Origin of the sequence: Streptomyces sp. SD31, from assembly GCF_052068475.1 — a bacterium.
GTDB lineage: Bacteria > Actinomycetota > Actinomycetes > Streptomycetales > Streptomycetaceae > Streptomyces.
In genome coordinates this window covers 44374-65765 of the sequence record NZ_JBQHCX010000015.1, presented here as the reverse complement: position 1 = coordinate 65765, position 21392 = coordinate 44374, and the positions used below count along the sequence as shown (strand labels likewise).

Below are 21392 nucleotides of genomic sequence, written 5' to 3'. Positions count from 1 at the left end.
AGGCCACGGTCGTGACCGAGCACATCCCGTGATCCGGCAAGTGCAGCGCCCGGAGGTTGCACGAAGCAGGCCCCTTGCCGTTCTTCGGCAGCACCCAGTACGAGCCGTCGCTGTCACGCCCCACCATCGTGGAGATGCCCTTCAGCGAGTCAGGGGCGTGGCTCCTGGCCACCTTGTGTAACTCGGCGAGTGCCTCTTCCCGGGTCTTGTTCCCGATCACCGGCCGGACGACCCCTTGACCTGTCGATGCGATGCCGACTCATCGGCGGTGACCGTCTCCTCAGTGATGATCAACCACGTGAGATCAATCAGCCTCCTTGTGACTGGCGTTGGCGACTCGCTCATGACGAGGGACGAGGGACGAGGGGCGAGAGGCGAGAGGCGAGCTGAATCGGGACACAACATGCACTGCCGATTCGGCTGCGCCTCCGGTGAGCGCGGCGATTCCGGGCCGCCGGCTTATCGGGGCGGCGGCTGGTACTGGTGTCCGAGGCCCTTACCAGAACGCCGCCCACTGGCGCCGCAACGGCTTCGCCACCCGGCTGTCGCGCCTGCCACCTCCGGCTGTACCCGAAGAAGGCACCTCAGGAGGCCCGCCCAGTCCCGCTGTCCGGCGAGCCCTGGCCCGGCGTCCCGGTTCGTGGCCGCAACGCCCAAGGCCGGGCCCACGCCTGCTGGCTGCCCATCGCCAGCGGGCTCACCCCACATGGCCTGTGCCACTCCCACCGCACGCACATGGAGGACCTCGGCACCGAGAAGGTGCTGATGGACGAGCAGATGGGCCACATCGACGGCTCGGTCTCAGCGCGCTACGCCCAGGTGCCCCCCCGGCATGCTCGACCGACTGCTGTGCGCTCGTGCCGCCACGGCCAGTCCGAGAGGAGGAGCTGCGCATTGAGTCGACGCTCGGCAGTGCGCGCTTCGAGGTCGATTGGCGACGCGTCGTCGCCGAGCTGTGGGACCGCGCGTGTCGTCAGCTGGCTGATTCTGTATGGCCCGGCCGTGGCTCAATGAGCCGCGGCCACGTGATCGCGGCGGGTCATCACGATGTTTCCCCATCGCTCGCGAGTCCGCTGTTCCCCGTCGATCCAGTGTGCTCGTGCGATGTCCGCGGGCAGCGGGAGGTCGGCCATGAAATGCGCGATCTCGACGTAGTACGCGTAGTCGCCGCTGTGGGTGAGCTCGCGCAGGCGCGAGATCCCGGCCGCGAGCTCGTCTCGAGCGTCAAGTACGGCATGGTGGAAGCACAGGACCAGTTCGAGCTTGGCTGCGGCGTAGGAGATTCCGGAAACGCCGATTTCGGCGAGGAGGACGGAGGCCCGGTCCGGTAGGTCTGCGGCGTACCCGGCATTGCGTAGCAATGCGGCGATGCGTGCGGTCATCTCGGTGGAGCGCAGGCTGAGTCGTGACAGCAGCCGGTCTGCCAGTTCGAGTTCGTCATCGGCCTGGACGGGGTCGGTGAAGGCGACGGCGAAGGCGAGGTGTCCCTGGGACATTGCGGTCTCGCCGATCGCACCGTTGTGTTCGGCTTCGCTCCGGGCTGCGCGGTAGGCGGCTGCGGCCCGGTCCATGTCTCCCTGGACCCACCACACGTCCCCGAATACACGCTGGTGTCGTCCCTCCCAGCCCAGCCTCCCAGCGGCATCCAGCGCCGCAGGGAAGTCTCCGGACAGCCGGCTCAGATGTGCCAGGCCGCGTCCGGCGTCGATGGCGAGCCGGCCGCCGGCGGAGGCGACGCGCTGCATGCCTTGGCGCGACTCCTCGGTCATCCCGAGGTCCCGTTGGGCCTTTGCCAGGTAGTACGTGGTCAGCTCGACCAGCTCGTCGGGGAGCAGCCCTGATGCCAGGACGGTCGAGAGCCGACTGGCCGTACGCTCGCGGTGCTCGTGCTGGCGGCGGGCGATGGCGCTGAGCGTTTCCACCAGGGCATCTGCTGCAGTGTGCAGGCCGTCCGGCGACGTCTCACTCGCGGCGGGCAGCGCGAGTGGCTCCCATAGGGAATCTGCCACGTACTGGAATGAGGCATCGCCGAGCCAGCCGAGGTCGAGATCGAAGTCCCGTGCAAGGCGCAGACCTTGCTGAAGGCAGCCGACCAGTACGGTCCGGTCGTGTGTCAGATCTTGGCGCCACTGCGCTTCCAGGGCGTTGAATGCGCGCTGGGCTGCGCGCTGCCAGTCCTGTTGGGACCAGCGGTCGTCACTGCCGTCGTCCGCATTGCGGATGGCGGATCGGATGAGGTCGTGGATGTGGAACGGCCACATGCCTGAGTTGGACTCCCGGATGAACGGGCGCTCAATGAGTCGTAGGGCGGGCGCGTCGTGGTCCATCCTGGCGACCTTGGTGGCCAAGGGGACGGAGAATGCGCTGAGTAGGCTGACCGAGCGGAGGACGTGGCGCTCCTCGGCGGTCAGGTCGCTGAGGGTGCGGGCGATCAGAGCGGGAAAGTCGTGGTCGAAGTCGGTGACCTGCGGTTGCCTGCCGCCACGCCGCAGCTCCAGGTAGCGCATGACCGACAGGTCCAGGTACAGAGGGAGCCCGTGGGAGCGCTCGGCGATGATCCGGCGGACTGGTTCGTCGATCAGCGGCTGCCCGTCGCGGCTGAGTCGGCGGGTCAGGTAGTCCTCGCAGTCCTCGGGTGAGAAGTCACCGATCAGGATCTGGCGGCCGGAGGTGTCGGCCCGGCTATACGCAGCGTCGCCGGGGACGAGGGCGGGCCAGGCGTTCGGCCCGACCCAGTCGAGTTGCCCTTCCAGGTTCGTCTCCGCCCACTGGACGCGGTTGCGCCCGGTGACGACGAAGAACGCATTGGGCATCAGCCACACGATGCGCTGGAGCAGACGTTCGAAGTCGCGGTGCGTGCGGTCACCGGTGTCCTCGAAAGTGTCCAGCAGGATCACGGGTACTGCGCTCTTGTCGGCCGGGAGCTGAGCCAGGTCCCAGGCGAGCAGGTGTGGGTAGAAGCTGAGGGCTTCCAGGTCGGGCTCGGCTTCCAGCAGGTCAGCCAGGCGAGAGCAGCCCGCGAGGGCGCGAACGGACTGACGACGCTCACGTAATGCCTTAATGAGCGCTCCGGCCCCGTGGCCGAGTGCGCCCCCGACCGTGCCGGGAAGGAGCATGGCCTGAGCGACGTCGCTGAGAGCTGACTGCATCTGCTGCGGTAGAGCGGCAGCGGCGCTGAAGCGGCTCAGCAGCCCACGCCGGCGCAGATAGTCCTCGATCGGTTCGCCCGGATGGGTGTGTTCCCAGTAGCGGCGCAAGGCGAGGTCGAAGGCGGGCATCGGCCGGCCGAGCGCGGCGACTGCGAGGCGGATGGTGAGGACGACTCGCTCGAAGTCTGTGCCCGCCGCACGAGCGAGGTCGATCCGGACGGGCAGCGTCCGCTCCTCGACAAGCGACGGAGCGTCCCACTGCGCGGGACGGAGTTCGCTGCGGGCGAGCGACGTCTCGATCTTGCGGGAGAGCGTGGACTTGCCGATCCCTCCCACGCCGTGGAAGACGAGGATGTTACGGCGTGGACTCTCCAGGTCCTCCACATTGAAGTCCGTACCGGTCACGTGCCGTATGTGCTCCGCGAGGCAGGACGTCACTGCCTGCCACTGCGCCTGCCGGTTCGTGAACGCCTCATCGGCGGAGATGCTCCGGTCGTTCGAGCTGAACAGCGTTCGAAGATCCCGCCCTGCCACGTCTCGCCCTCCCCTGGTGATCAACTGCGGCCAATCTATGCACGCGTGGGGACGGCGGGGCAAGGTCGTCCCCGCCCTCCGCGCCGGGGTTTGTTGATGCGCCCATCCAAGCGAGCAGCGGCTTGGCGGTTGCCCTCCCAGGTCCTTATCGAGGGGCCACTGAAAGACGTCAGAGCCGCACCATCTCAGTCGGTGGTGTCACCCGCCGAAACAGCACCCACAGCTCATCCGGCCCCCGGCACCCGACGCTCCACAGACCCGCCATGACCTGACCGACGACCAAACCGAAGAAAGAGTGGAGGTCGGTGTGTTCGTCGGCGAGGCGGAAGGTTCGTCGAGTGATGCAGGTCACCCGGCTTGCCCGTCACAACCGCGAGGCGGGCCGCATCCCGTCTGCGAACTGTCGCACAACGGGAGGCACACATGAGGCTCGTGGTGGTGGGCGCCGGCTACGCGGGGACGATCGCGGCGAACCGGCTGGCCAAGAAGGTCGAGGCAGCGGAGATCACGGTGATCAACCCTCGTCCGGACTTCGTCGAGCGGGTGCGGCTGCACGAGCAGATCGTCGGCACCGCAGCCGCGGCGACTCCGTTGACGTCGATGCTGAGCGAAGGGATCACCATGCGGGTGGGCACCGTCGACAAGATCGGCGACGGCCAGGTCATTCTCAGGGACGGGGCGGGTCTCGACTTCGACTACCTGTTCCTCGCGGTGGGCAGCACGGTCGCACCGCTGCCGGGCACCGTTGAGGTGGGGACCTGGGAGGGTGCGGAGGAGGCGCGGGCCGCACTGGCCGGGCTGCCCGGTGGGAAGACGGTCACCGTCATCGGTGGCGGGCTGACGGGCATCGAGACGGCATCCGAGATCGCCTTCGGCCGGCCCGACCTTCACGTGCGGATCGTGGGGCAAACGATTGCCGCCAGCCTGTCGGCAGGAGCGCGGAAGCGTGTGCGCACGGGCCTGGACCGCTTGAACGTAGAGGTCGTGGAGGACTCCGTCACACAGATCGACCCTGGCGCTGGGGAGGGAGGCGGCGACATGGTGCGTCTGCACTCGCGCCCGCCGGTCACCTCCGACCTCACGCTGTGGGCGGTCATCGGCAGCGTGCCCGACCTGGCTGCCCGCAGCGGACTGGAGGTGGATGCCGACGGGCGTGCGGTGGTCGACGAGCATCTGCGCAGCGTGACCGACCGGCGGATCTTCGTCGTCGGTGACTGCGCGGCGGTTCCCGGCTCCCGGGCGGCCTGCGCGACGGCCATGCCTCAGGGCGCGCACGCGGCGGATACGCTGGCGCGGATGATCCAAGGCCGTAGGCCCAAGCCCTACTCCATGGGCTACACCGGACAGGCAGTGAGCCTGGGCCGGCTCGACGGGCTGCTCCAGGTCAACCGCAGAGACGACACCGTGCGCCGGCTCTACTTCGCCGGGCGCACCGCGGCCGTGGTCAAGGAGCGGATCTGCCGTTATGCGAAGTTCGGCGCACGCACCGCCACCTACGCCTGGCTGCGGGGCTCGAAGTGACCGAGCAGCTGGACCCCTCGGACGAGTTCACCACGCACAGGGCCCTGCTGTTCTCGATCGCCTACGAGATCCTCGGGTCGGTGGCCGACGCCGAAGACGTCCTGCAGGACAGCTATCTGCGGTGGCGGTCGGTGAACCACACCTCGGTGGAGAACGCGCGGGCCTATCTGGCGCAGATCGTCACCCGGCAGGCGCTCGGCGTGCTGCGGTCGGCCGTCCGCCGCAGGGAGAAGTACGTGGGGCCGTGGCTGCCGGAGCCGCTGGTGACCGATGCCGTCGGCGTCGCACCCGACGGCATCGATCATGTGCTCACCGGCGAGGCCGTGACCACCGCGATGCTGCTGGTTCTGGAGGCCCTGACCCCCACCCAGCGCGCGGTGTTCGTGCTGCGTGAGGTGTTCGGCTTCGACTACGCGGAGATCGCCGCCGCGGTGGGCAAGTCCGAGGTCGCGGTGCGGCAGTTGAACCAGCGCGCCCGCAACAGCGTGCGCGCGAGGCGGCACACGGCGGTTGCCACTCCTGATGAGGCACGGCCGGTCGCCGAACGGTTCATGACGGCGGCCACGACCGGTGACGTGCAGGGTCTCATGGACCTGCTCGCCCCCGATGTGGTGTTCCTGGCTGACGGCGGCGGGGTCGTGAACGCAGTGCGGCGCCCCGTGGTCGGGCCGGACAAGGTGGCCAGGCTGCTTCTCGGGCTCCTGGCCAAGGGCGCCCGCATGGGCGAACTCGACATCCGTATCGGCACCTACAACGGGATGCACTCTGTCGCGGTGCTCATCGACGGCCAACTCGATCAGGTGACCTCGTTCGAGATCCGCGACGGCCTCGTGACGGCCGTCTACTGCGTCCGCAACCCTGAGAAGCTCACGGCGGTCAAGGTGTGACCCGGCGCCTGCAAAGACAAGATCAGGTCGGGATGGGGAGCGGCGGGCGGCGGGCGGCCATGGCCTGGGCGACCCTGCGCGAGCGCGGTGACGTCCGAGGGCTTGCCGCTCCCTCTCCCGCGAGCACGGAGGCAGCCGCGACGTCCGGGGTCGGGCCCGACCACGGGGCGCCGCCATGGTGCAGCCCGGCCGGCGACGGCGGTGTCCGTTTCTGGAGGGCGTCCAGCACGGCCGACACCGTCCGGCACACCGGCGACGCCTCCCCAGTTCTCGGCTTCGCTCGAACCGGGGGACCCCATCGGCACCGACACCGCCCGCGGGGACGACATCTTCGAACACGGCGGCTGCGCCGTGCACTTCTTCGACCGCGCCCTGGTCGACGCCCACGCCGACGGCTGGACACTGGACGGGGTCCGCGCCTTCGAAGAGGGCGCGCTGCCGTCGTGGGCGCGGTCGGGACCGGCTGCGTGAGGTGGGCGTCCTCGTCGGCTCGTACGAGCCGCACCGGCCGAAGGCCGGAGGTGGGGCCGACCGCTACCGCTGGGAGGGGGCGCTGGAGTTGCTCACTCCCGAGGTGTCCGCGCGGCCGTGATCAGCGCCGCCGTGCTGGTGGCGGCCGCGACGGGGGAGTGGCTGGCGCGATTGGACGGGAGTGCTCCGTCGTTGGGCGATGCCGCGAGCCCCGGCTGCCTCGGCTTGTGGGCCGGGTGCGTGGCGCGTGCCGAGGTGGCCCTGGCGACAGGATCGGAGACCTGTCCCCGTAGCCGCCGACCCCCAGGCCGTGGCCGCGCTGCGCCGCACGCTGGACGGCACCCTGGATCCGGCGCTCTGTTTCCGGTGGCTCGCCGGTGGTCTCGGGGCCCGCGGTCGCTGCGCCAACTGGCATGGCCGAGAGGGGCCGAAGCGCGGCCCCTCGGGTGAGTGCCGGCCCCGGGGTGAGTGCCGACCCCGGGGCGAGTGCCGGCCCGTGGGCGAGTGCCGGCCCGTGGGCGAGTGCCGGCCCGCAGGCGAGTGCCGGTCCGCGGGCCACACCCCACCGCACGCGCCGACCCCGGAAGCCGGATGGACCTCGTCGCCCCAACCGCCAGGCCCGGCCCGGCCGGCTGTCAGGTGCGCCTGAGGAATTCGATGAGCGCCGCGTTCACCTCGTCCGGGCGTTCCTGCTGGGTCCAGTGTCCGCAACCCGTCAGTTTGATGGGATCGCGCCACAGGTTGGGCATGCGGGCGGGGAGGCTTTCGATGAATTCGGGGGTGCCGGGGAAAACGGGAACGAGGTCGCGGTCGCCGTAGATGTACAGGGCGGGTGGGGTGACGACAGCGCCGTGCCACGGGGCGGTCAGTTCCCAGTTGCGGTCGAGGTTGCGGTACCAGTTGAGGGCGCCGGTGAAGCCCTTGGAGAAGCTCTCGGTCAGCACGTCGAGATCGTCCTCGGTGAGCCACGACGGCAGTACCTCGGGGTCCTGCATGTCCGCGAGCCAGCCCCGCTCGGGGTCGACCAGCGGCTGCTTGACGTCCCCGGGGGCGTCGCCGGAAGCCGAGTAGAAGAACTTCCGCAACGTGGTGCGCGTGTCCTTCGCGAACTCGGCGTCGGCGACGCCGGGGCGGTTGAAGTAGCTCCAGTAGAAGCGGCCGCCGAACATGTTGTCCATGACGGCCAGCGGAGGCTCCGTCCCCCGGGACGGCGGGGGCACGCTCAGGCCGGCCACCGCGCGCACCATGTCCGGCCGCAGGAGCGCGGTGTGCCAGGCGACCGGCGCACCCCAGTCGTGCCCGACGACGTACGCCGTCTCCTCTCCCAGGGCGTGGATGAGACCGACGACGTCGCCGACCAGGTGGAGGATGCTGTACGCGTCGACGTCGTCGGGATGGTCGCTGCGTCCGTAGCCACGCTGGTCGGGGGCGACCACGCGGAAGCCCGCGTCGGCCAGCGGGCCGAACCGGTGGCGCCAGGAGTGCCATGACTCGGGGAAGCCGTGCAGGAGCACTACGAGGGGGCCTTCGCCTGCCTCGGCTATGTGCAGTCGGATCCCGTTCACGTCGACCGTTCGATGCTGAACCATGTGCATGAGCGTACGGCTGTGATCTTTGGGCTTCGGCACGTTCTCCTGGGTCTGCCCGGGTGTTCGAACCAGGCCAGGCACGCGGCCGTTGGGGGCAGACGCCGTGCCGGGCGAAGCGCGGGTTCAGCGAGGGATCGGGGTGGCGCCGGTTGCCGCGGCGGAGAGGTCCCACAGCCGTGCGGCCGCCTCCGGAGCGATGGCGTACCCGCGGACGCCGCCGTCATCCATGGGCTCGGCGGGGTGGGAGACGCGCGCGATGTCGCAGTCTTCGAGGTAGAGCCCGCCGCGGCCGTCGAGGAGTGGAGAGGTGGCTGCCCACAGACCGGTGGCGGCGCCTTGGGAGGGTGTCTTGAAGCCGGCGCCGATCACGTTGCCCTGCTCGTCCACCCAGCCGCGGTCGATCTGCTCCTGAAGCGTCATCTCGCGCTGGAGCCCGGTAATGATCTTGCCCGGGTGGAGGGCGAACGCCCGGACGCCGTCGTCGCGTCCGAGGGCGTCGAGCCGCACGGCGAACAGGGAGTTGGCGGTCTTGGACTGGCCGTAGGCCAGCCACTTGTCGTATCCGGTGCGAAAGTGCGGGTCGTGCCGGCGGATGTCGGTCAGGGTGTGCCCCGCGGAGCTGTTGACGACGACGCGCGCACCGGCACCGGCGGCGAGGAGCGGGTAGAGCTCGCAGACGAGCGTGAAGTGCCCGAAGTGGTTGACGGCGAACTGGCCTTCCCAGCCGGGTCCGAGGCGTCGCTCGGGAGTGGCCATGACGCCGGCGACGGCCATGAGGAGGTCGAGCCGGTCCAGGGAGTCGCTGATCCGCGCGGCGGCGGTGCGCACGCTGTCGAGGTCCGCCAGGTCCATGGGGACGACTTCGCAGCCGTCGACACCTTCGAGAGCGGCGCGGGCGATGCCGGGCCGGCGTGCCGGAACGATGACCCGGGCCCCGGCGGTGGCCAGACCCCGGGTGGTCTCCAGGCCGAGCCCGGAGTAGCCCCCGGTCACGACGGCGGTGACGCCCGAGAGGTCGAGGCCGGCCATGACGTCCTCGGCGGTGCTGGTGGCGCAGAAGGGTGAGCCCAGCGGCTGCTGATCAGTTGCGGTCATGCCGACGACGCTACGATCTGGAGCGAGGTCTAGATCAAGTCCTATGCTGGCCTGTATGGCGACCACCGAGACCCCTGCGGAGCCACTGAGCATCGGCCAGGTGGCCGAGCGGACCGGACTCAGCGTGCACGCGCTGCGCTTCTACGAGCGCGAGGGCCTGCTGGTCGGACCGGTCCAGCGCACCGCGGGCGGCCGGCGGCGCTACACCCCGGTCGACGTCGACTGGCTGCTGATCTGCGTCAAACTGCGCGAATCCGGCATGCCGCTCGCCGAACTCAAGCGGTTCGCCGAGCTGGTGCGGCACGGTCCGGGCAACGAGGCCGAGCGCCTTCAGCTCCTCGACGCCCATCAACAGCGCGTCGAGGCGCAGATACAGGCGCTGGAGGAGTGTCGTTCAGTCATCGCCTGGAAGGTCGGCGTCTACACCGAGCACCTCGCCCGCGACGAGGCCCGGGGGCTCTGGGACCCGACAGTCTGAAGCGGACAGTCTGAACCCGACCGTCTGATACCCGGACGGACGCCGCCGCAGCGGTCGTCGCTCCGCCACGAAGGCCGTCGGGCTCGGGTTCACGCGCAGCAGCCTGAGCTGTACGTCTCCGTGCCCGTCCCCGTCCCCGTGCCGGGCTGTCCGCTGTGCAGGTCGTCGTCGTGGCCGGCGGCGATCCGTGCCCACTGTGCGGTCGGCCGTCCGTCCTTGCGGAACTGCTGGCCGCGCGGCTCATACGGCTGCGGCCGGCCCGGCGGGGAGTCCTCCCAGGTCTCCTGCCGTCCGTGGACGGTCATGTCGAGGATGCCGTAGGACGGCGCCATGGGTTCGACGCCGCGGCCGGTGGTCCAGTACGTCTCGTAGACGCGGTCCCCGTCGCGGAGGTAGCACGCCTTCATCCCGAAGTGGCGGCCGGTGACGAGCCGTTCGTGCGACTCGGCGGGTACGGAGTACCAGGGCAGGTCCCAGCCCATGAAGCGGCGGTAGCGGTCGGACTCCTCGAAAGGGCCCTGGCAGAAGACGGCGAAGGTGACGTCGCGCTGGTGCAGATAGGACAGTTCGCGGACCTGGCCGGTGAAGAAGGTGCAGCCCTCGCACTGGTCGGCGGCGGGACGGCCGTCGTGCCACATGTGATACGACACGAACAGCTGGGAGCGGCCTTCGAAGACGTCGATCAGGGGGACGCGCCCCTCGCCCGCGACGAGCGGGGCCGACGGGTCCACCTCGGTCATGGGCAGTCGTCGTCGGGCGGCGGCGATCGCGTCGCCCTCGCGGGTGTGCGCCTTCTCCCGGACGCGCAGGGTGTCGATCGCGGTCAGCCACTCCCGGCGGGAGACGACCGGCGGCTTGTTCACATCAGTCATGGCCCTGCTGAGCCCGCGGCTCGCAGAAAGTCATCGGTGGAGCCGTGGAGCCGTGGAGCCATACCGGGACAGCGGCCGCGTTGACGCGGACTGCCACCGGATGTGCCTGCTCCCGTACAGTCCGTCGTGCCAGTGCTCATGCCAGTGCTCGTGCCCGCACTCGCGCCAACACTCCGGCGCGGCCAAGTCCACGGCCGGGCCCAGCGGTTGACCAGGAGAAGAAACATGGAACCCGAAGCCGGTCTCGCCTCCGTTCCCCGCGCTCCCGGAACGGGGCGGCCGGTTCCCGAAGCCGATCCGGGGCTCGTGCGGCGGTGGCGTTCGGGGGGAGGCGAGCTGGTCGAGCTGCTGGCCCAGGTGCGCGAGCGGGTCGGCGGCGTCGCCGCGTTCCGGATCGGGCCGGCGCCCACCGTTCTCGTCACCGATCCGGCGGCGGTCCAGCAGGTACTCGCCCGGCACCCCGAGCGGTACGTCAAGCGCTCCCACCGCGCCCGTCTGCTGATCGGCGACGGCGTCATGGCCGCCACGGGCGAGGCGTGGAAGCGGCAACGCCGTTTGCTGCAGGCGCAGTTCACCGGCACCGGGATGCGCCGCTACGAGCAGCGGATCACCGCGGCTGCCCGGACCACCGCCGAGCGCTGGGACGGGTACGCCCGTACCGGGGAGACCTTCGACGTCGGGCGGGAGATGCACCGCTTCGCCCTCGACGCCATCTGGCGCTCCCTCACCGGGCACCCCCTCGACGACGAAACCGAGCGCGAACTGGCCGCCGTAGAGGCAGTGGGGGCCGCCCTTCCGACCCTGCCCGCCGACCTCGCCGAAGCCCAGGACGCCGTCGCCGCCGACCTCGCCCGGATCGACGCGGTCGCCCGGCGTGCCATCGAGGCCGCCCGCGGCGGGGCGGCAGGTCCCGATGGCCCGGGCCTCGTGCACGTCCTGACCGACGCCGCCACCGAGCGCCCCGAATACACCGACCGGCTGATCCGCGACGAACTGGTCACGCTGCTCGCCGCCGGGCACGAGACCACGGCGTCCACCCTGACCTGGCTCTACCTGCTCCTCGACCAGCACCCCGCCGCCCGCGAACAGGCTCTCGCCGCCGGCGAGGAAGGCTCACCGCAACGCCGCCAGGCCGTCCAGGCTCTGGTCCACGAGACGCTCCGCCTCTACCCCTCCGCCTGGCTGCTGCCCCGCCATGCCGCCGAGGCCGACACCCTCGCCGACGGTCACGCCATCGAGGCGGGCACCGACATCCTCGTATGCCCGTACCTCACCCACCGCGACCCCGAACTGTGGCCGGAGCCGGAGCACTTCGACCCCCGGCGCTTCACCGCCCCGGACGGCCGCCCCGCCCACCCGGGCGCCTACTTTCCCTTCGGCATCGGCCCCCGCGCCTGCCTCGGCCTGCAATTCGCGCTCCGCGAATCGACCGTCCTGCTCGAACACCTGCTGCCGGTCCACACCCTGGTCTTCTCGTCCACCCCCATGCAGGCGAAGTACGGCATCACCGTCCGACCCGACGGCCCCGCACCCGCAACTCTGGTAGCGCCAAAAGGAAGTTGACACCGACCACCCAAGGAGAGTGACAGCGGATGAGAGCGTGTGTTGTCGGGGCCGGCCCCGGGGGAATCGTCACCGCCAAGGTGCTGCTGGAGAACGGCTTCGACGTCACGGTCTTCGACAAGTACCAGCAGGTCGGCGGCATTTGGTCATCGGGAGGCTGCTACGACGGGCTGGCCAACCAGTCCGCGCTCCGCATCTTCGAGTTCGCGGACCTGCCCAACCGCCTGCACTTCGCCGCCGCGGCGGACACGCAACGCTACCTGGAGGAGTACGCCGAGACCTTCGGTGTGCTGGACCGCGTCCGGCCCGGCACCGAGGTGGTCTCCATCCGGCCGGTGGACGGGCCCGGGCGGTCGGGCGCCTCCGGCTGGCTGATCGACTCTCGGCCCACCGGCGACAAGGCGGCGGAGGTTCAGCGCGAACGATACGACTACGTCGTCGTCGCCAGTGGGGCTCATCATCATGCGCATGTGCCCGAACTGCCCGGGCGTGAGCTGTTCCACGGGACCGTGCTGCACTCCAATGAGGTGCGGGCCGGGACGTTCGCCGGCCGGCGCGTGGTCGTCGTGGGCGGCGGCAAGTCCGCGTTGGACCTGGCCACCCGGGCCGCACACGAGGCGGCCTCGGCCACCCTCGTGCAGCGCAAGGTGAACTGGATGGTCCCCGAGCGGTTCCTGCTCGGTCTGGTCGGCTACAAGTGGATCCTGTTCACCCGGCTCGGTGAGGCGCTCCTGCCCCGGTACCACGATCCGGCCTGCGTCCGTCCGATCGACCGCCTCGACGAGCGGGTCAAGCGAGCCCTGTGGTGGCTCATCACCCGCGACACGCTGTTGTCCACCGGGCTGTACCGGCTGCCGAGGCAACTGCGGCCCGCTCGCCCGCTCCCCTACCACCTGGCCCACGCGGGAGTGATGCCACGCGGCTACGTACGGGCCGTCCGCCGCGGCCTGATCGCTCCCAAGGTCAGTGCCGTCGAGGCGTACACCGACCAAGGGCTGCGACTGGCGACCGGCGAGGAAGTGGCGGCGGATGTCATCGTGTTCGCCACGGGACACCACAAAGTCTTCCCGTTCCTGGACCCGAGCGTGCGCGTGCACGATTCCGCCGGGCGGCTGCGGCTCTACCGGGGCATCGTGCCACTCGGCGCCGACCGGCTGGGATTCGTCGGTTTCCGGCAGGTCTTCAACAACATCATGGGCGTGGAACTCACCGCGCACTGGCTGACCAGTCATTTCCGGGGCACGCTGCGCACCACCCCGGGCGAGCAGGAGATGCGGGACGCCGTCGACGCTCGCCTGGCCTGGCAGGAGCAGGTGCTGCCGGGCTCCGGCGGCTACGACTTCGGCCCCTACGACATCCACTGCGCGGACGAACTCCTGCACGACATGGGGTTGCCGTCCCGCCGCGCCGGCAATCTGCTGGCCGAGTACCTGCTTCCCGGCGGACTCGCCCACCGCTACGCGGGCCTGACGCGGTCGAGTAGGGCCTGACCCGGTGCGGCATGTGCGACGGGACCCACACATACCCGGGCCACAGCGAGGAATCGCGGCGGCGCTTCGACGGCTGAGACGTTCGACGGCTGACACGTTCGACGACGACACGTTCAGCGGCCGGCGTGTCGGCCGTCGGTCGGCTCGTAGGCGCTGATGACATAGCGGGCCTCGTCGTCGACGGCGTTCTCCTCCCAGTCCAGGGAGATCCGCACCGGATGCCCGTCGGCCGCGTACTCCACCTCGGCTGTGTCCGCGTCGTCCCGCCGCGCCTGGCCCAGTTCGTCGAGGAGCGCCCCGATGGTGGGCACCGCCTCGGGGACGTCCTCGACCACGCGCCGGCCGCTGTCGTCGAGGCCCACCGCCTTGGCCACGGCGCCGTCGCGGACGGTGATCCGGAAGGTGCCGAGCAGGCTCCGCTCCCCTTCGCTGGAGCGGAGCGTGTAGGTGTACGAGGCGGGCTCCTGCCAGGTGGCCCGGGTGGACGCCGGTGCCGTCGATGTCTCGGTGTCGCAGGCGGCGACCGCGCAGAACAACCCCGCGATCAGCGCGAGTCGGGACATGGGGCGGGCAGTGAGACGTACGGCGGTCATGGCGGCGGTCCCTTCGACGACGGTCACCTCTGTGACGCCGGTCGCCCCGGGAACGTTCGGCGGAGCGCGGCCACGCTGCCGGCGTTCTTGGGCCTCACACCGCCGGAGGCCGCCGAACAGTCCGCCACGCCGCGTGATTTGGATGCGCGCTTCCCGTCCCCTGCATCTGGCCTGTACGGGCGTTAACCGCTGTTTCGCAACAGTGGCATCACGTCCCACCAGGGGAAACACCAGAAGGGAAGCGTGCCATGGGCAGTGTCTCGCAACCGCAGCGTCGAGCCGTTCTCACCGGAGGGCTCGTGGCGACGGCGGCCGTGATCACGGGATGTTCGACGAAGGCGGACAACGGCTCGGCTCCGCAGGCGGCGGCCGTCGTGGCGGCGACTCCGCCGTCGTCCGTGGGCGCACCCCCCAAGACGCCCTCGGCGGCGCTCGCGCGGCTGCTGGACGGCAACGAGCGCTGGGTGAACGGAACGCTCCAGCGCCCGAACCAGGGCCTCGACCGGCGTGCGTCCGTCGCCGAGGAGCAGGTCCCGTACGGCGTCATAGTGTCGTGCATCGACTCCCGGGTACCGCCGGAGGTGGTCTTCGACACCGGGATCGGCGACCTGTTCGCGATCCGTACCGGCGGTCAGGTGGTCGCCCCGGTGGTCACCGGTTCCGTCGAGTACGGGCCCGTGACCTCGGGCACCCCGCTGATCGTCGTGCTCGGGCACCAGCGCTGTGGTGCGGTCAAGGCGTCGTACAAGGCCTTGAAGGAGCGCAAGCCGCTGCCGGGTGACCTCCAGTCGATCGCCGAGGCCGTCCGCCCGGCGTACGAGGCCATATCCAAGGTGCAGCACGACGACCCGGTCGACGCCATGATCCGCGTCCACGCCCGGCAGACGGCCGCCGGCCTGCGCACCGACCCCGCTCTCGCCCCGCTCGTGAAGAAGGGCGGCCTGGCCGTCGTCAGCGCCTACTACTCCCTGGACACCGGCCGGGTGGAGGTCCTCGACGGGGCGCCCACCGCCTGACGCGGGGCGGACCGGCCGCCACGGGGGCGGCCGGTCATCACCTCCGCATTCCCCGAACCGCCCGAGCCACCCCCGCGGCCACCCCGCCCACCGCCACCCCCGCCGAAGCGAGCGCCAGAGCCCGCGCCCGGCGCCCCGGAGGTGCCGGCCGGGCGCCCGGGGCGACCCCGTACGCACTCGCCGCCACCTCGGACGACGGCAGCGCCGACGCCAGCAGTTCCGCCAGGTGGACCGCCTCGTGGCCGCCGCTGTCGAGCTCGTGGATCTGGGTACGGCAGCTGAAGCCGTCCGCGAGGACCACGGTGCCGGCGTCCTCCTTCCGCAGCCGCGGCAGCAGGACGCGTTCCGCGCAGGCCCGGCTGACCTCCAAGTGGCCTTGCTCGAAACCGAAGTTGCCGGCCAGGCCGCAGCAGCCGGAGTCCAGTCGCTCCGCGTCGACGCCGGCCTGGCGCAGCAGCTTCGCGTCGGCCTCCCAGCCCAGTACGGCGTGCTGGTGGCAGTGCACCTGGGCGAGCGCCCGGGCCGTGCGGTCGGGTACCTGCGGGGGTTCGTATCCCGGGCTGTGCTCGGCGAGCAACTCGGACAGCGTCACCGTCTGTTCCGCCAGCCTGCGTACATCCCGGTCGCCGGGGAACAGCTCGCCCGCGTCCGACCGGAACACGGCCGTACAGCTCGGCTCCAGGCCGACCACCAGCCCGCCGTCCCGCAGATGACCGGCCAAGCGGCGCACGGTCCGGGTCAGGACGCGTTCGGCGACGTCCAGTTGACCGGTGGAGATCCAGGTCAGTCCGCAGCACAGCGGCTCACTGGGCAGGGTCACGCGCCAGCCCGCGTGCTCCAGCAGCTCCACCGCCGCCTGACCGACGTGCGGATGGAAGAAGTTGGTGAACGTGTCCGGCCACAGCAGCACCGTCCCGCGCTCCCCGGCATGCGAGGAGCGGTTCCGCTCGCGGCGGGCGAACCACCGCTGCAGCGACTGCCGTGCGAACAGCGGCACTTCCCGGTCCTCGACCCCGGCCACCGCGACCGCCGCCCGGGACAGCGGCGGGGTGTGCGTGAGCGCGTTGACCAACGGGCCGAGTCCGCCGCGGCCCACGGCCTGGGCGACGACCGGCAGCCAGCCCATCGACAGATCGGAGCGGGGCCTGAGCCAGGGCCGCCCCGCGTAGTGGTGGGACAGGAACTCCGCCTTGTACGTCGCCATGTCGACATCGGCCGGACAGTCGCTCTTACACCCCTTGCAGGCCAGGCACAGATCGAGCGCGTCCTTGACCGCCTGCGAACGCCAGCCGTCCCGGATCGCGCTGTCGCCGTGCCCGTCGAGCATCTCGAACAGCAGCCGGGCCCGGCCGCGCGTGGAGTGCTCCTCCTCCAGAGTGACCTGGTACGACGGGCACATCACCGCACCGCCCTCGGTTTCCAGGCGACGGCACTTGCCCACGCCCACGCACCGGTTGGCGGCCTCGGCGAAGGACCCGCCGTCGTGCGGGAAGTGGAAGTGCAGGTCGCGTGGCTCGTACGGCGCCCAGTCGCCGCCCAGCCGCAGGTTCTCGTCGAGCCCGTACGGCGCCACGACCTTCCCGGGGTTCATCCGGTCGCCCGGGTCGAAGACGGCCTTCAGCCGCCCGAACGCCTCCACCAGCTCCCGGCCGAACATCCGCGGCAGCAGTTCCCCCCGGCTCTGCCCGTCTCCGTGCTCCCCGGAGAGGGACCCGCCGAACTCGACCACGAGATCGGCCGCCCGCTCCATGAACCGCCGGTAGTCGGCCACCCCCTGGGCGCTGTACAGGTCGAAGGGGATCCGCGTGTGCACGCACCCCTGCCCGAAGTGGCCGTAGAGGCTGGGCCCGGTGTCGCTGAGGTACCCGAACTCCTCGAACAGGGCCCGCAGCCGCCGCAGATACTCGCCGAGCCGCTCCGGCGGCACCGCCGAGTCCTCCCAGCCCTCCCAGGTATCCGGGCGGTCGGGGATGTGCGCGGTGGCGCCGAGACCGGCCTCGCGGACCTGCCAGAGCTGCTCCTCGTGGGCGGGGTCGTCCAGGAAGGCGACCTCCGCGTCGTGCTCGGACTCGTGCAGTGCGTCCAGCATGCGGTGCGCGTGCTCATCGGCCTCCTCGACGGTCTCGCCGCCGAACTCCACCATCAAGAAGGCGTCGCCCTCGGGCAGTTGGTCGAGGGCCTGCTCATTGAGGTGCTTGAGCCGCTCGTCGTGGATCAGACGGCGGTCGACACCCTCCAGGGCGATCGGCTCGTACGGCAGGATCGCCGGTACGGCGTCCGCGGCGAGCGCGATGTCCCCGAACCCCAGCACCACCAGCGTGCGTTCCTTCACCACCGGCACCAGCTCCAGCTCCGCCCGCAGGACGGTGACCAGCGTCGACTCACTGCCGACCAGCAGCCCGGCGACGTCGAAGCCGTGCTCGGGCAGGAGCGAGTCCAGGTTGTAGCCGGAGACCCGGCGCGGGATCCGCGGGAAGCGGCGGCGGACGTCGTCGGCGCAGCCGTCGCGCAGGGCACGCAACTGCCGGTACACGGCGGCTCGCAGGTCGCCCTGCCGCTCGATCTCGGCGTACTCCTCGTCGCTGGTCTCCCCGCACCAGAAGCGGGTGCCGTCGTAGAGCAGCACTTCCAGGCGGGCGATGTTGTCGACGACCTTGCCGTGCGCCTGCGCGGTCGCGCCGCACGAGTTGTTGCCGATCATGCCGCCGATCGTGCAGTTGGCGTGGGTGGCGGGCTCTGGGCCGAAGCGCAGGCCGGTCGGGGCGAGTCGCCGGTTGAGCTCGTCGAGGACGATGCCCGGCTGGACGACACAGGTACGGGCCTCGACGTCCACCGACTCCAGCGCCGTGCAGTACTTCGACCAGTCGATCACGACGGCCGTGTTGGTGCACTGCCCCGCCAGAGACGTCCCGCCGCCCCGTGACAGCACGGGCGCGCCGTGCTCCCGCGCGACGGCCACCGCCTCCGCGGCCGCCTCGGGGGTGCGCGGTACGACCACGCCGATCGGCGTCTGGCGAAAGTTCGAGGCGTCGGTCGAGTACGCGGCCCGGCTCCCGGCATCGAAACGGACCTCCCCGTCGACGCGCTCCCGCAGCGCCGCCTCCAGAACGGCCGGGTCGGGTGGGGGTGCCGTGTCGCGTCGTACGACGGGAGCGGGCAGGTCCGAGGTCGCCATGAACCCCTCCTCGGTGTCGGTGCGGGGACCGCTCGGGTACCCGCGACCGCACCGGCGACTACTCCGGCGTCGCCTCCGCCGCGAAGTCGGGCATCAGCGCGCACATCGCCTGGCGCTGGGTGGGGCCCATGAACCGGGCCAGCGCCTCCTTGACCGTCTCGGCGAGGACCGCGGAGGCCTCCTCGATCAGGCGCCGCGCCTTCTCGGTGAGGGCGACCTCGACGCCCCGCTTGTCGCCGCAGACCGACTTGCGGGTGACCAGGCCGGCGTGCTGGAGGCAGGCGATCTGGTAGGTGAGGCGGGTCTTGGGGCGGCCCAGGAGCTCGGCGATCCGGGTCATGCGCAGCGCCTCGCCGGGGTCCGCGGCGAGCAGGCACAGGATCAGGAACTCGTCGTGCGAGACGTCCAGCCGCTCCTTGACGACGGTGCGCAGCTCCTGCTCGACGGCTCCCGTCGTGGCCAGCATCAGCATCCAGGCGTGCAGCTCGACGGGCAGGAGTCCGTCGCCGGAGGCGGAGGGGCAATCGGAGAGGTCGGCCATGATTTCGAGTGTAGCTGTTGTTCAAAATTGGAGTATCGGCTAGCGTGGGGTCATCCAAATTTGGACTACAGCCCTCGATGATGTCCCCGATGCCCAGGAGTGAAAGATCATGACCGTCGCCGTCGAAACCGGAACCTGGCAGCTCGACCCCGCCGCCTCCACCGTCGCCCTCCGGCACAAGGCCTTCTGGGGCCTGGTCACCGTGAAGGGCACCTTCGCCGCCGTCACCGGCAACGGCGAGGTCCGGCCCGACGGCTCCGCCGTCGGCACGATCACCCTGGACGTCGCCTCCCTGGACACCCGCAACGCCAAGCGCGACGAGCACCTGCGCGCCGCCGACTTCTTCGACGCCGCCCAGCACCCCGAGATCACCTTCGCGGTCCGCAGCGCCGAACTCCGCGACGGCGACGACGTGCACGTCGTCGGTCAGCTCACCGTGCGCGGCATCAGCCGCCCCAAGTCCTTCACCGCCCGCCTCGCCGGCGCGGACGCCGACGCGCTCACCCTGGAAGCCGAGTTCACCGTGGACCGCGACCAGTTCGGCATGGACTGGAACCAGCTCGGCATGATGCGCGGCCTGACCACGGTCGCCGCCACCCTCCGCTTCACCCGGACCGCGGCAGCCTGACGTCCGCGCTCGACAGCGTCTGCGGTACGGCGGTGAAGGCCCGCAGCCGGATCCGTACGCCCGGACGGGGGAGGACGAACCTCCCTGCGGGCGGCCGGAGTTCATAGCGTGCCGTCGTGTGGGCGGGCAGCGCGGCCGGTCCTCGTACGACCGTCCAGTACTGGTTCATGCCCTGGCCCGTAGTGAGCGTGAAGTGCGGCGTCAGGGCGGCGGTGTCCGTGTTCGTGACCTCAACGCCCAGGCGCGTCACGGTAGTTGGCGTCGCCCACCGCGCCGACGTCACCCGCATGCCCAGTGGCGGCGTCCCGGTCGCCGCCCACGCCGCGCCCGCCAGGGCCGGGGTGAGCAGCAGCGCGGCCGCCGCGAACCGCGCCGGACGCCGCAGGAGCACCCGCGGGCGCGGCTGCCAGGCGGTGGCGAACTCCGGCGCGGGCGCGGTGACCGCCGCCGCCAGCCACAGCGGCGTCATCATCAGGTAGTAGCCGTCCTGCGACCGGGTCGCCAGAAAGAACGCGCACCACGGCAGGACGGTCGCCGCGGGCCCCAGCCGCCGCACGAACAGCACGAAGAGCGCGAGCAGCCCCGCCACCAGCAGCATGCTCGCGTGGGAGTACCAGTCGAGCCGGTCGCTGCCGTCGGTGAAGTACAGCGAGACGCCGACCACGCCCTGTCCGTGGATCACCGCGCCCTGCGTCAGCGGCAGCGCGATACCCCGGATCCAGGTTCCCGGCTCACTCACGACGAAGTACGTGTTGAGCAACAGCCACACCACCCCGGCGGCCCCGGCGATCCGCGCCACCACCAGCCCCGCCGCCCGCCGCCCCAGCTCCCCACGCCGCACGGCGTAGATCCCGGCCAGCAGGAACGGCGCGACGAACCACGGCAGCTGCTGCGCCGCGCACGCCGCCCCCAGACACGCCGCCCGCGCCAACCCCCCGGCCCCGAGCCGCCCACCCCGCCCGATCCGCGGCCACCGCACCACCACCGGCACCAGCAGGGCCAGCGCCACGATCGCCGGATAGCCGAGGCGGCCGTACGACGGCAGGAATCCGAAGCCGAGGTACGCCATGGTCGCCGCCGACCGCCACGGCGTGGGCAGCATCCGCCACAGCGAGACGGCGCCGGCGACGAGGGCGGCCGTACTCACCGCCGTCGCGGGCGTGCCCCCGTGCCCCAGCCACAGCAGCGGTGCCGTCAGCAGCGGGGCCAGCGGCGGATAGCCGTACGTGAAGTCGTAGCCGCCCGTCACCGTCGGCGTGAGCGCGACGCCGTGGCCGAAGAGCCAGGGCCACGGCTGTCCGTAGACGGGATGCCCGGCGACCAGTTCACGGGCGGCCTGGGTGGTGAGGATCGCCTCGTCGCTGCCCGCGTGGTTCATCGCCCACGCGCAGAGCGTCAGCGTCACGGCGGTCACCAGGACGCACAGGTCGAGGCGGGCCAGCGACCTCGCCCGCCGTACCACCAGCGCCAGCACGCCACAGACCAGGATCGAGGCGTAGCACACCGAGATGGCCGCGGCCACGACGAGTCGGTGGCCGGCCGCCTGCGTCCAGATCGCGCGGGTGCCGATGAAGAGGCTGATGTCCGCGAGGAGGGTCAGCACGCGGTGCCACTGGGCGGGGGGTTCCAGGACCGTGACGGGCACCGACCACTGCGTCCGTCGGCCGGGTGTCACCAGCCGCTGTTCTGCCAACTGCACGGCACCGGACGGTAATCAGGCCTGGTGAGCGGGGTGTCGAGGGAGGTGAAGAGTCCGGTGTGAGGCAGGTGAGAGATCCCTGGCGGACCCC

16 protein-coding genes and 2 pseudogenes are annotated in these 21392 nt (G+C 71.0%); 10 read left to right on the top strand and 8 right to left on the bottom strand.

What is annotated here, in order from left to right:
• Positions 1–500 precede the first annotated feature (500 nt).
• A pseudogene (locus ACTMVF_RS29355) lies at positions 501–898 on the top strand (LacI family transcriptional regulator); the annotation flags it as partial.
• A gap of 109 nt (positions 899–1007) precedes the next feature.
• Here the strand turns inward: ACTMVF_RS29355 and ACTMVF_RS29350 are convergent.
• Entirely contained in the window at positions 1008–3683 is a 2676-nt protein-coding gene (locus tag ACTMVF_RS29350; protein ID WP_441274113.1) for an ATP/GTP-binding protein, read from the bottom strand.
• Positions 3684–4106: 423 nt separating this feature from the next.
• Between ACTMVF_RS29350 and ACTMVF_RS29345 the strand changes: the two genes are divergently transcribed.
• From ACTMVF_RS29345 to ACTMVF_RS29330, 4 genes and pseudogenes are all read left to right on the top strand, one after another.
• Complete coding sequence (locus tag ACTMVF_RS29345; protein ID WP_441274112.1) at positions 4107–5204, top strand: NAD(P)/FAD-dependent oxidoreductase; 1098 nt, start codon at positions 4107–4109, stop codon at positions 5202–5204.
• Entirely contained in the window at positions 5201–6091 is an 891-nt protein-coding gene (locus ACTMVF_RS29340) for an RNA polymerase sigma-70 factor (protein ID WP_441274111.1), read from the top strand. Before ACTMVF_RS29345 ends, ACTMVF_RS29340 begins: the two co-directional genes overlap by 4 nt.
• Positions 6092–6292: 201 nt before the next feature.
• Complete coding sequence (locus ACTMVF_RS29335; RefSeq protein ID WP_441274272.1) at positions 6293–6562, top strand: hypothetical protein; 270 nt, start codon at positions 6293–6295, stop codon at positions 6560–6562.
• Positions 6549–6683, top strand: a pseudogene (locus ACTMVF_RS29330) (flavoprotein); the annotation flags it as partial. The gene ACTMVF_RS29335 and the pseudogene ACTMVF_RS29330, both read left to right, overlap by 14 nt.
• Positions 6684–7197: 514 nt before the next feature.
• Here the strand turns inward: ACTMVF_RS29330 and ACTMVF_RS29325 are convergent.
• Positions 7198–8151, bottom strand: a complete 954-nt coding sequence (locus tag ACTMVF_RS29325; protein ID WP_441274110.1) for an alpha/beta fold hydrolase — start codon at positions 8149–8151, stop codon at positions 7198–7200.
• A 123-nt stretch (positions 8152–8274) separates the two neighbouring features.
• The gene (locus ACTMVF_RS29320; protein ID WP_441274109.1) at positions 8275–9246 is read right to left on the bottom strand and encodes an SDR family NAD(P)-dependent oxidoreductase; all 972 of its coding nucleotides are present in this window, start codon (positions 9244–9246) and stop codon (positions 8275–8277) included.
• A gap of 55 nt (positions 9247–9301) precedes the next feature.
• Here ACTMVF_RS29320 and ACTMVF_RS29315 point away from each other — a divergent pair, with 55 nt between their 5' ends.
• Positions 9302–9724, top strand: a complete 423-nt coding sequence (locus ACTMVF_RS29315; RefSeq protein WP_441274108.1) for a MerR family transcriptional regulator — start codon at positions 9302–9304, stop codon at positions 9722–9724.
• An 89-nt stretch (positions 9725–9813) separates the two neighbouring features.
• On the opposite strand, the gene ACTMVF_RS29310 is transcribed toward ACTMVF_RS29315, so the two are convergent.
• The gene (locus ACTMVF_RS29310) at positions 9814–10596 is read right to left on the bottom strand and encodes a DUF899 family protein (protein WP_441274107.1); all 783 of its coding nucleotides are present in this window, start codon (positions 10594–10596) and stop codon (positions 9814–9816) included.
• A 225-nt stretch (positions 10597–10821) separates the two neighbouring features.
• On the opposite strand from ACTMVF_RS29310, the gene ACTMVF_RS29305 reads away from it, so the two are divergent.
• Together ACTMVF_RS29305 and ACTMVF_RS29300 are read left to right on the top strand one after the other, a co-directional pair.
• Positions 10822–12159 (top strand): cytochrome P450, encoded by a 1338-nt coding sequence (locus tag ACTMVF_RS29305; RefSeq protein WP_441274106.1) that lies wholly within the window; start codon positions 10822–10824, stop codon positions 12157–12159.
• A 29-nt stretch (positions 12160–12188) separates the two neighbouring features.
• A complete protein-coding gene (locus ACTMVF_RS29300) occupies positions 12189–13649 on the top strand; it encodes a flavin-containing monooxygenase (protein WP_441274105.1) in 1461 nt (486 codons plus the stop codon).
• A gap of 113 nt (positions 13650–13762) precedes the next feature.
• On the opposite strand, the gene ACTMVF_RS29295 is transcribed toward ACTMVF_RS29300, so the two are convergent.
• Entirely contained in the window at positions 13763–14242 is a 480-nt protein-coding gene (locus ACTMVF_RS29295) for a DUF6174 domain-containing protein (protein WP_441274104.1), read from the bottom strand.
• Between the two features lie 248 nt (positions 14243–14490).
• Between ACTMVF_RS29295 and ACTMVF_RS29290 the strand changes: the two genes are divergently transcribed.
• A complete protein-coding gene (locus ACTMVF_RS29290; RefSeq protein WP_441274103.1) occupies positions 14491–15258 on the top strand; it encodes a carbonic anhydrase in 768 nt (255 codons plus the stop codon).
• A gap of 37 nt (positions 15259–15295) precedes the next feature.
• Here the strand turns inward: ACTMVF_RS29290 and ACTMVF_RS29285 are convergent, their stop codons facing one another.
• Positions 15296–18433 carry an FAD-binding and (Fe-S)-binding domain-containing protein gene (locus tag ACTMVF_RS29285; RefSeq protein ID WP_441274102.1) on the bottom strand — a complete coding sequence of 1046 codons (3138 nt, stop codon included), beginning with the start codon at positions 18431–18433 and terminating at the stop codon, positions 15296–15298.
• Positions 18434–18491: 58 nt separating this feature from the next.
• Complete coding sequence (locus ACTMVF_RS29280; protein WP_441274101.1) at positions 18492–18974, bottom strand: MarR family winged helix-turn-helix transcriptional regulator; 483 nt, start codon at positions 18972–18974, stop codon at positions 18492–18494.
• Between the two features lie 109 nt (positions 18975–19083).
• Here ACTMVF_RS29280 and ACTMVF_RS29275 point away from each other — a divergent pair, with 109 nt between their 5' ends.
• Positions 19084–19602: a YceI family protein gene (locus tag ACTMVF_RS29275; RefSeq protein WP_441274100.1), complete on the top strand. Its 519-nt coding sequence runs from the start codon at positions 19084–19086 to the stop codon at positions 19600–19602.
• Here ACTMVF_RS29275 and ACTMVF_RS29270 read toward each other — a convergent pair.
• Complete coding sequence (locus ACTMVF_RS29270) at positions 19580–21247, bottom strand: hypothetical protein (protein WP_441274262.1); 1668 nt, start codon at positions 21245–21247, stop codon at positions 19580–19582. The two genes, ACTMVF_RS29275 and ACTMVF_RS29270, sit on opposite strands and share 23 nt — an antisense overlap.
• Between the last annotated feature and the right edge of the window lie 145 nt (positions 21248–21392).

What these genes read in the sequence shown, in the direction of transcription:
- ACTMVF_RS29345 (WP_441274112.1), top strand. Translation starts at nt 4,107, where the DNA reads ATGAGGCTCGTGGTGGTGGGCGCCGGCTACGCGGGGACGATCGCGGCG.
- ACTMVF_RS29325 (WP_441274110.1), bottom strand. Translation starts at nt 8,151, where the DNA reads ATGGTTCAGCATCGAACGGTCGACGTGAACGGGATCCGACTGCACATA.
- ACTMVF_RS29320 (WP_441274109.1), bottom strand. Translation starts at nt 9,246, where the DNA reads ATGACCGCAACTGATCAGCAGCCGCTGGGCTCACCCTTCTGCGCCACC.
- ACTMVF_RS29315 (WP_441274108.1), top strand. Translation starts at nt 9,302, where the DNA reads ATGGCGACCACCGAGACCCCTGCGGAGCCACTGAGCATCGGCCAGGTG.
- ACTMVF_RS29310 (WP_441274107.1), bottom strand. Translation starts at nt 10,596, where the DNA reads ATGACTGATGTGAACAAGCCGCCGGTCGTCTCCCGCCGGGAGTGGCTG.
- ACTMVF_RS29305 (WP_441274106.1), top strand. Translation starts at nt 10,822, where the DNA reads ATGGAACCCGAAGCCGGTCTCGCCTCCGTTCCCCGCGCTCCCGGAACG.
- ACTMVF_RS29300 (WP_441274105.1), top strand. Translation starts at nt 12,189, where the DNA reads ATGAGAGCGTGTGTTGTCGGGGCCGGCCCCGGGGGAATCGTCACCGCC.
- ACTMVF_RS29295 (WP_441274104.1), bottom strand. Translation starts at nt 14,242, where the DNA reads ATGACCGCCGTACGTCTCACTGCCCGCCCCATGTCCCGACTCGCGCTG.
- ACTMVF_RS29290 (WP_441274103.1), top strand. Translation starts at nt 14,491, where the DNA reads ATGGGCAGTGTCTCGCAACCGCAGCGTCGAGCCGTTCTCACCGGAGGG.
- ACTMVF_RS29285 (WP_441274102.1), bottom strand. Translation starts at nt 18,433, where the DNA reads ATGGCGACCTCGGACCTGCCCGCTCCCGTCGTACGACGCGACACGGCA.
- ACTMVF_RS29280 (WP_441274101.1), bottom strand. Translation starts at nt 18,974, where the DNA reads ATGGCCGACCTCTCCGATTGCCCCTCCGCCTCCGGCGACGGACTCCTG.
- ACTMVF_RS29275 (WP_441274100.1), top strand. Translation starts at nt 19,084, where the DNA reads ATGACCGTCGCCGTCGAAACCGGAACCTGGCAGCTCGACCCCGCCGCC.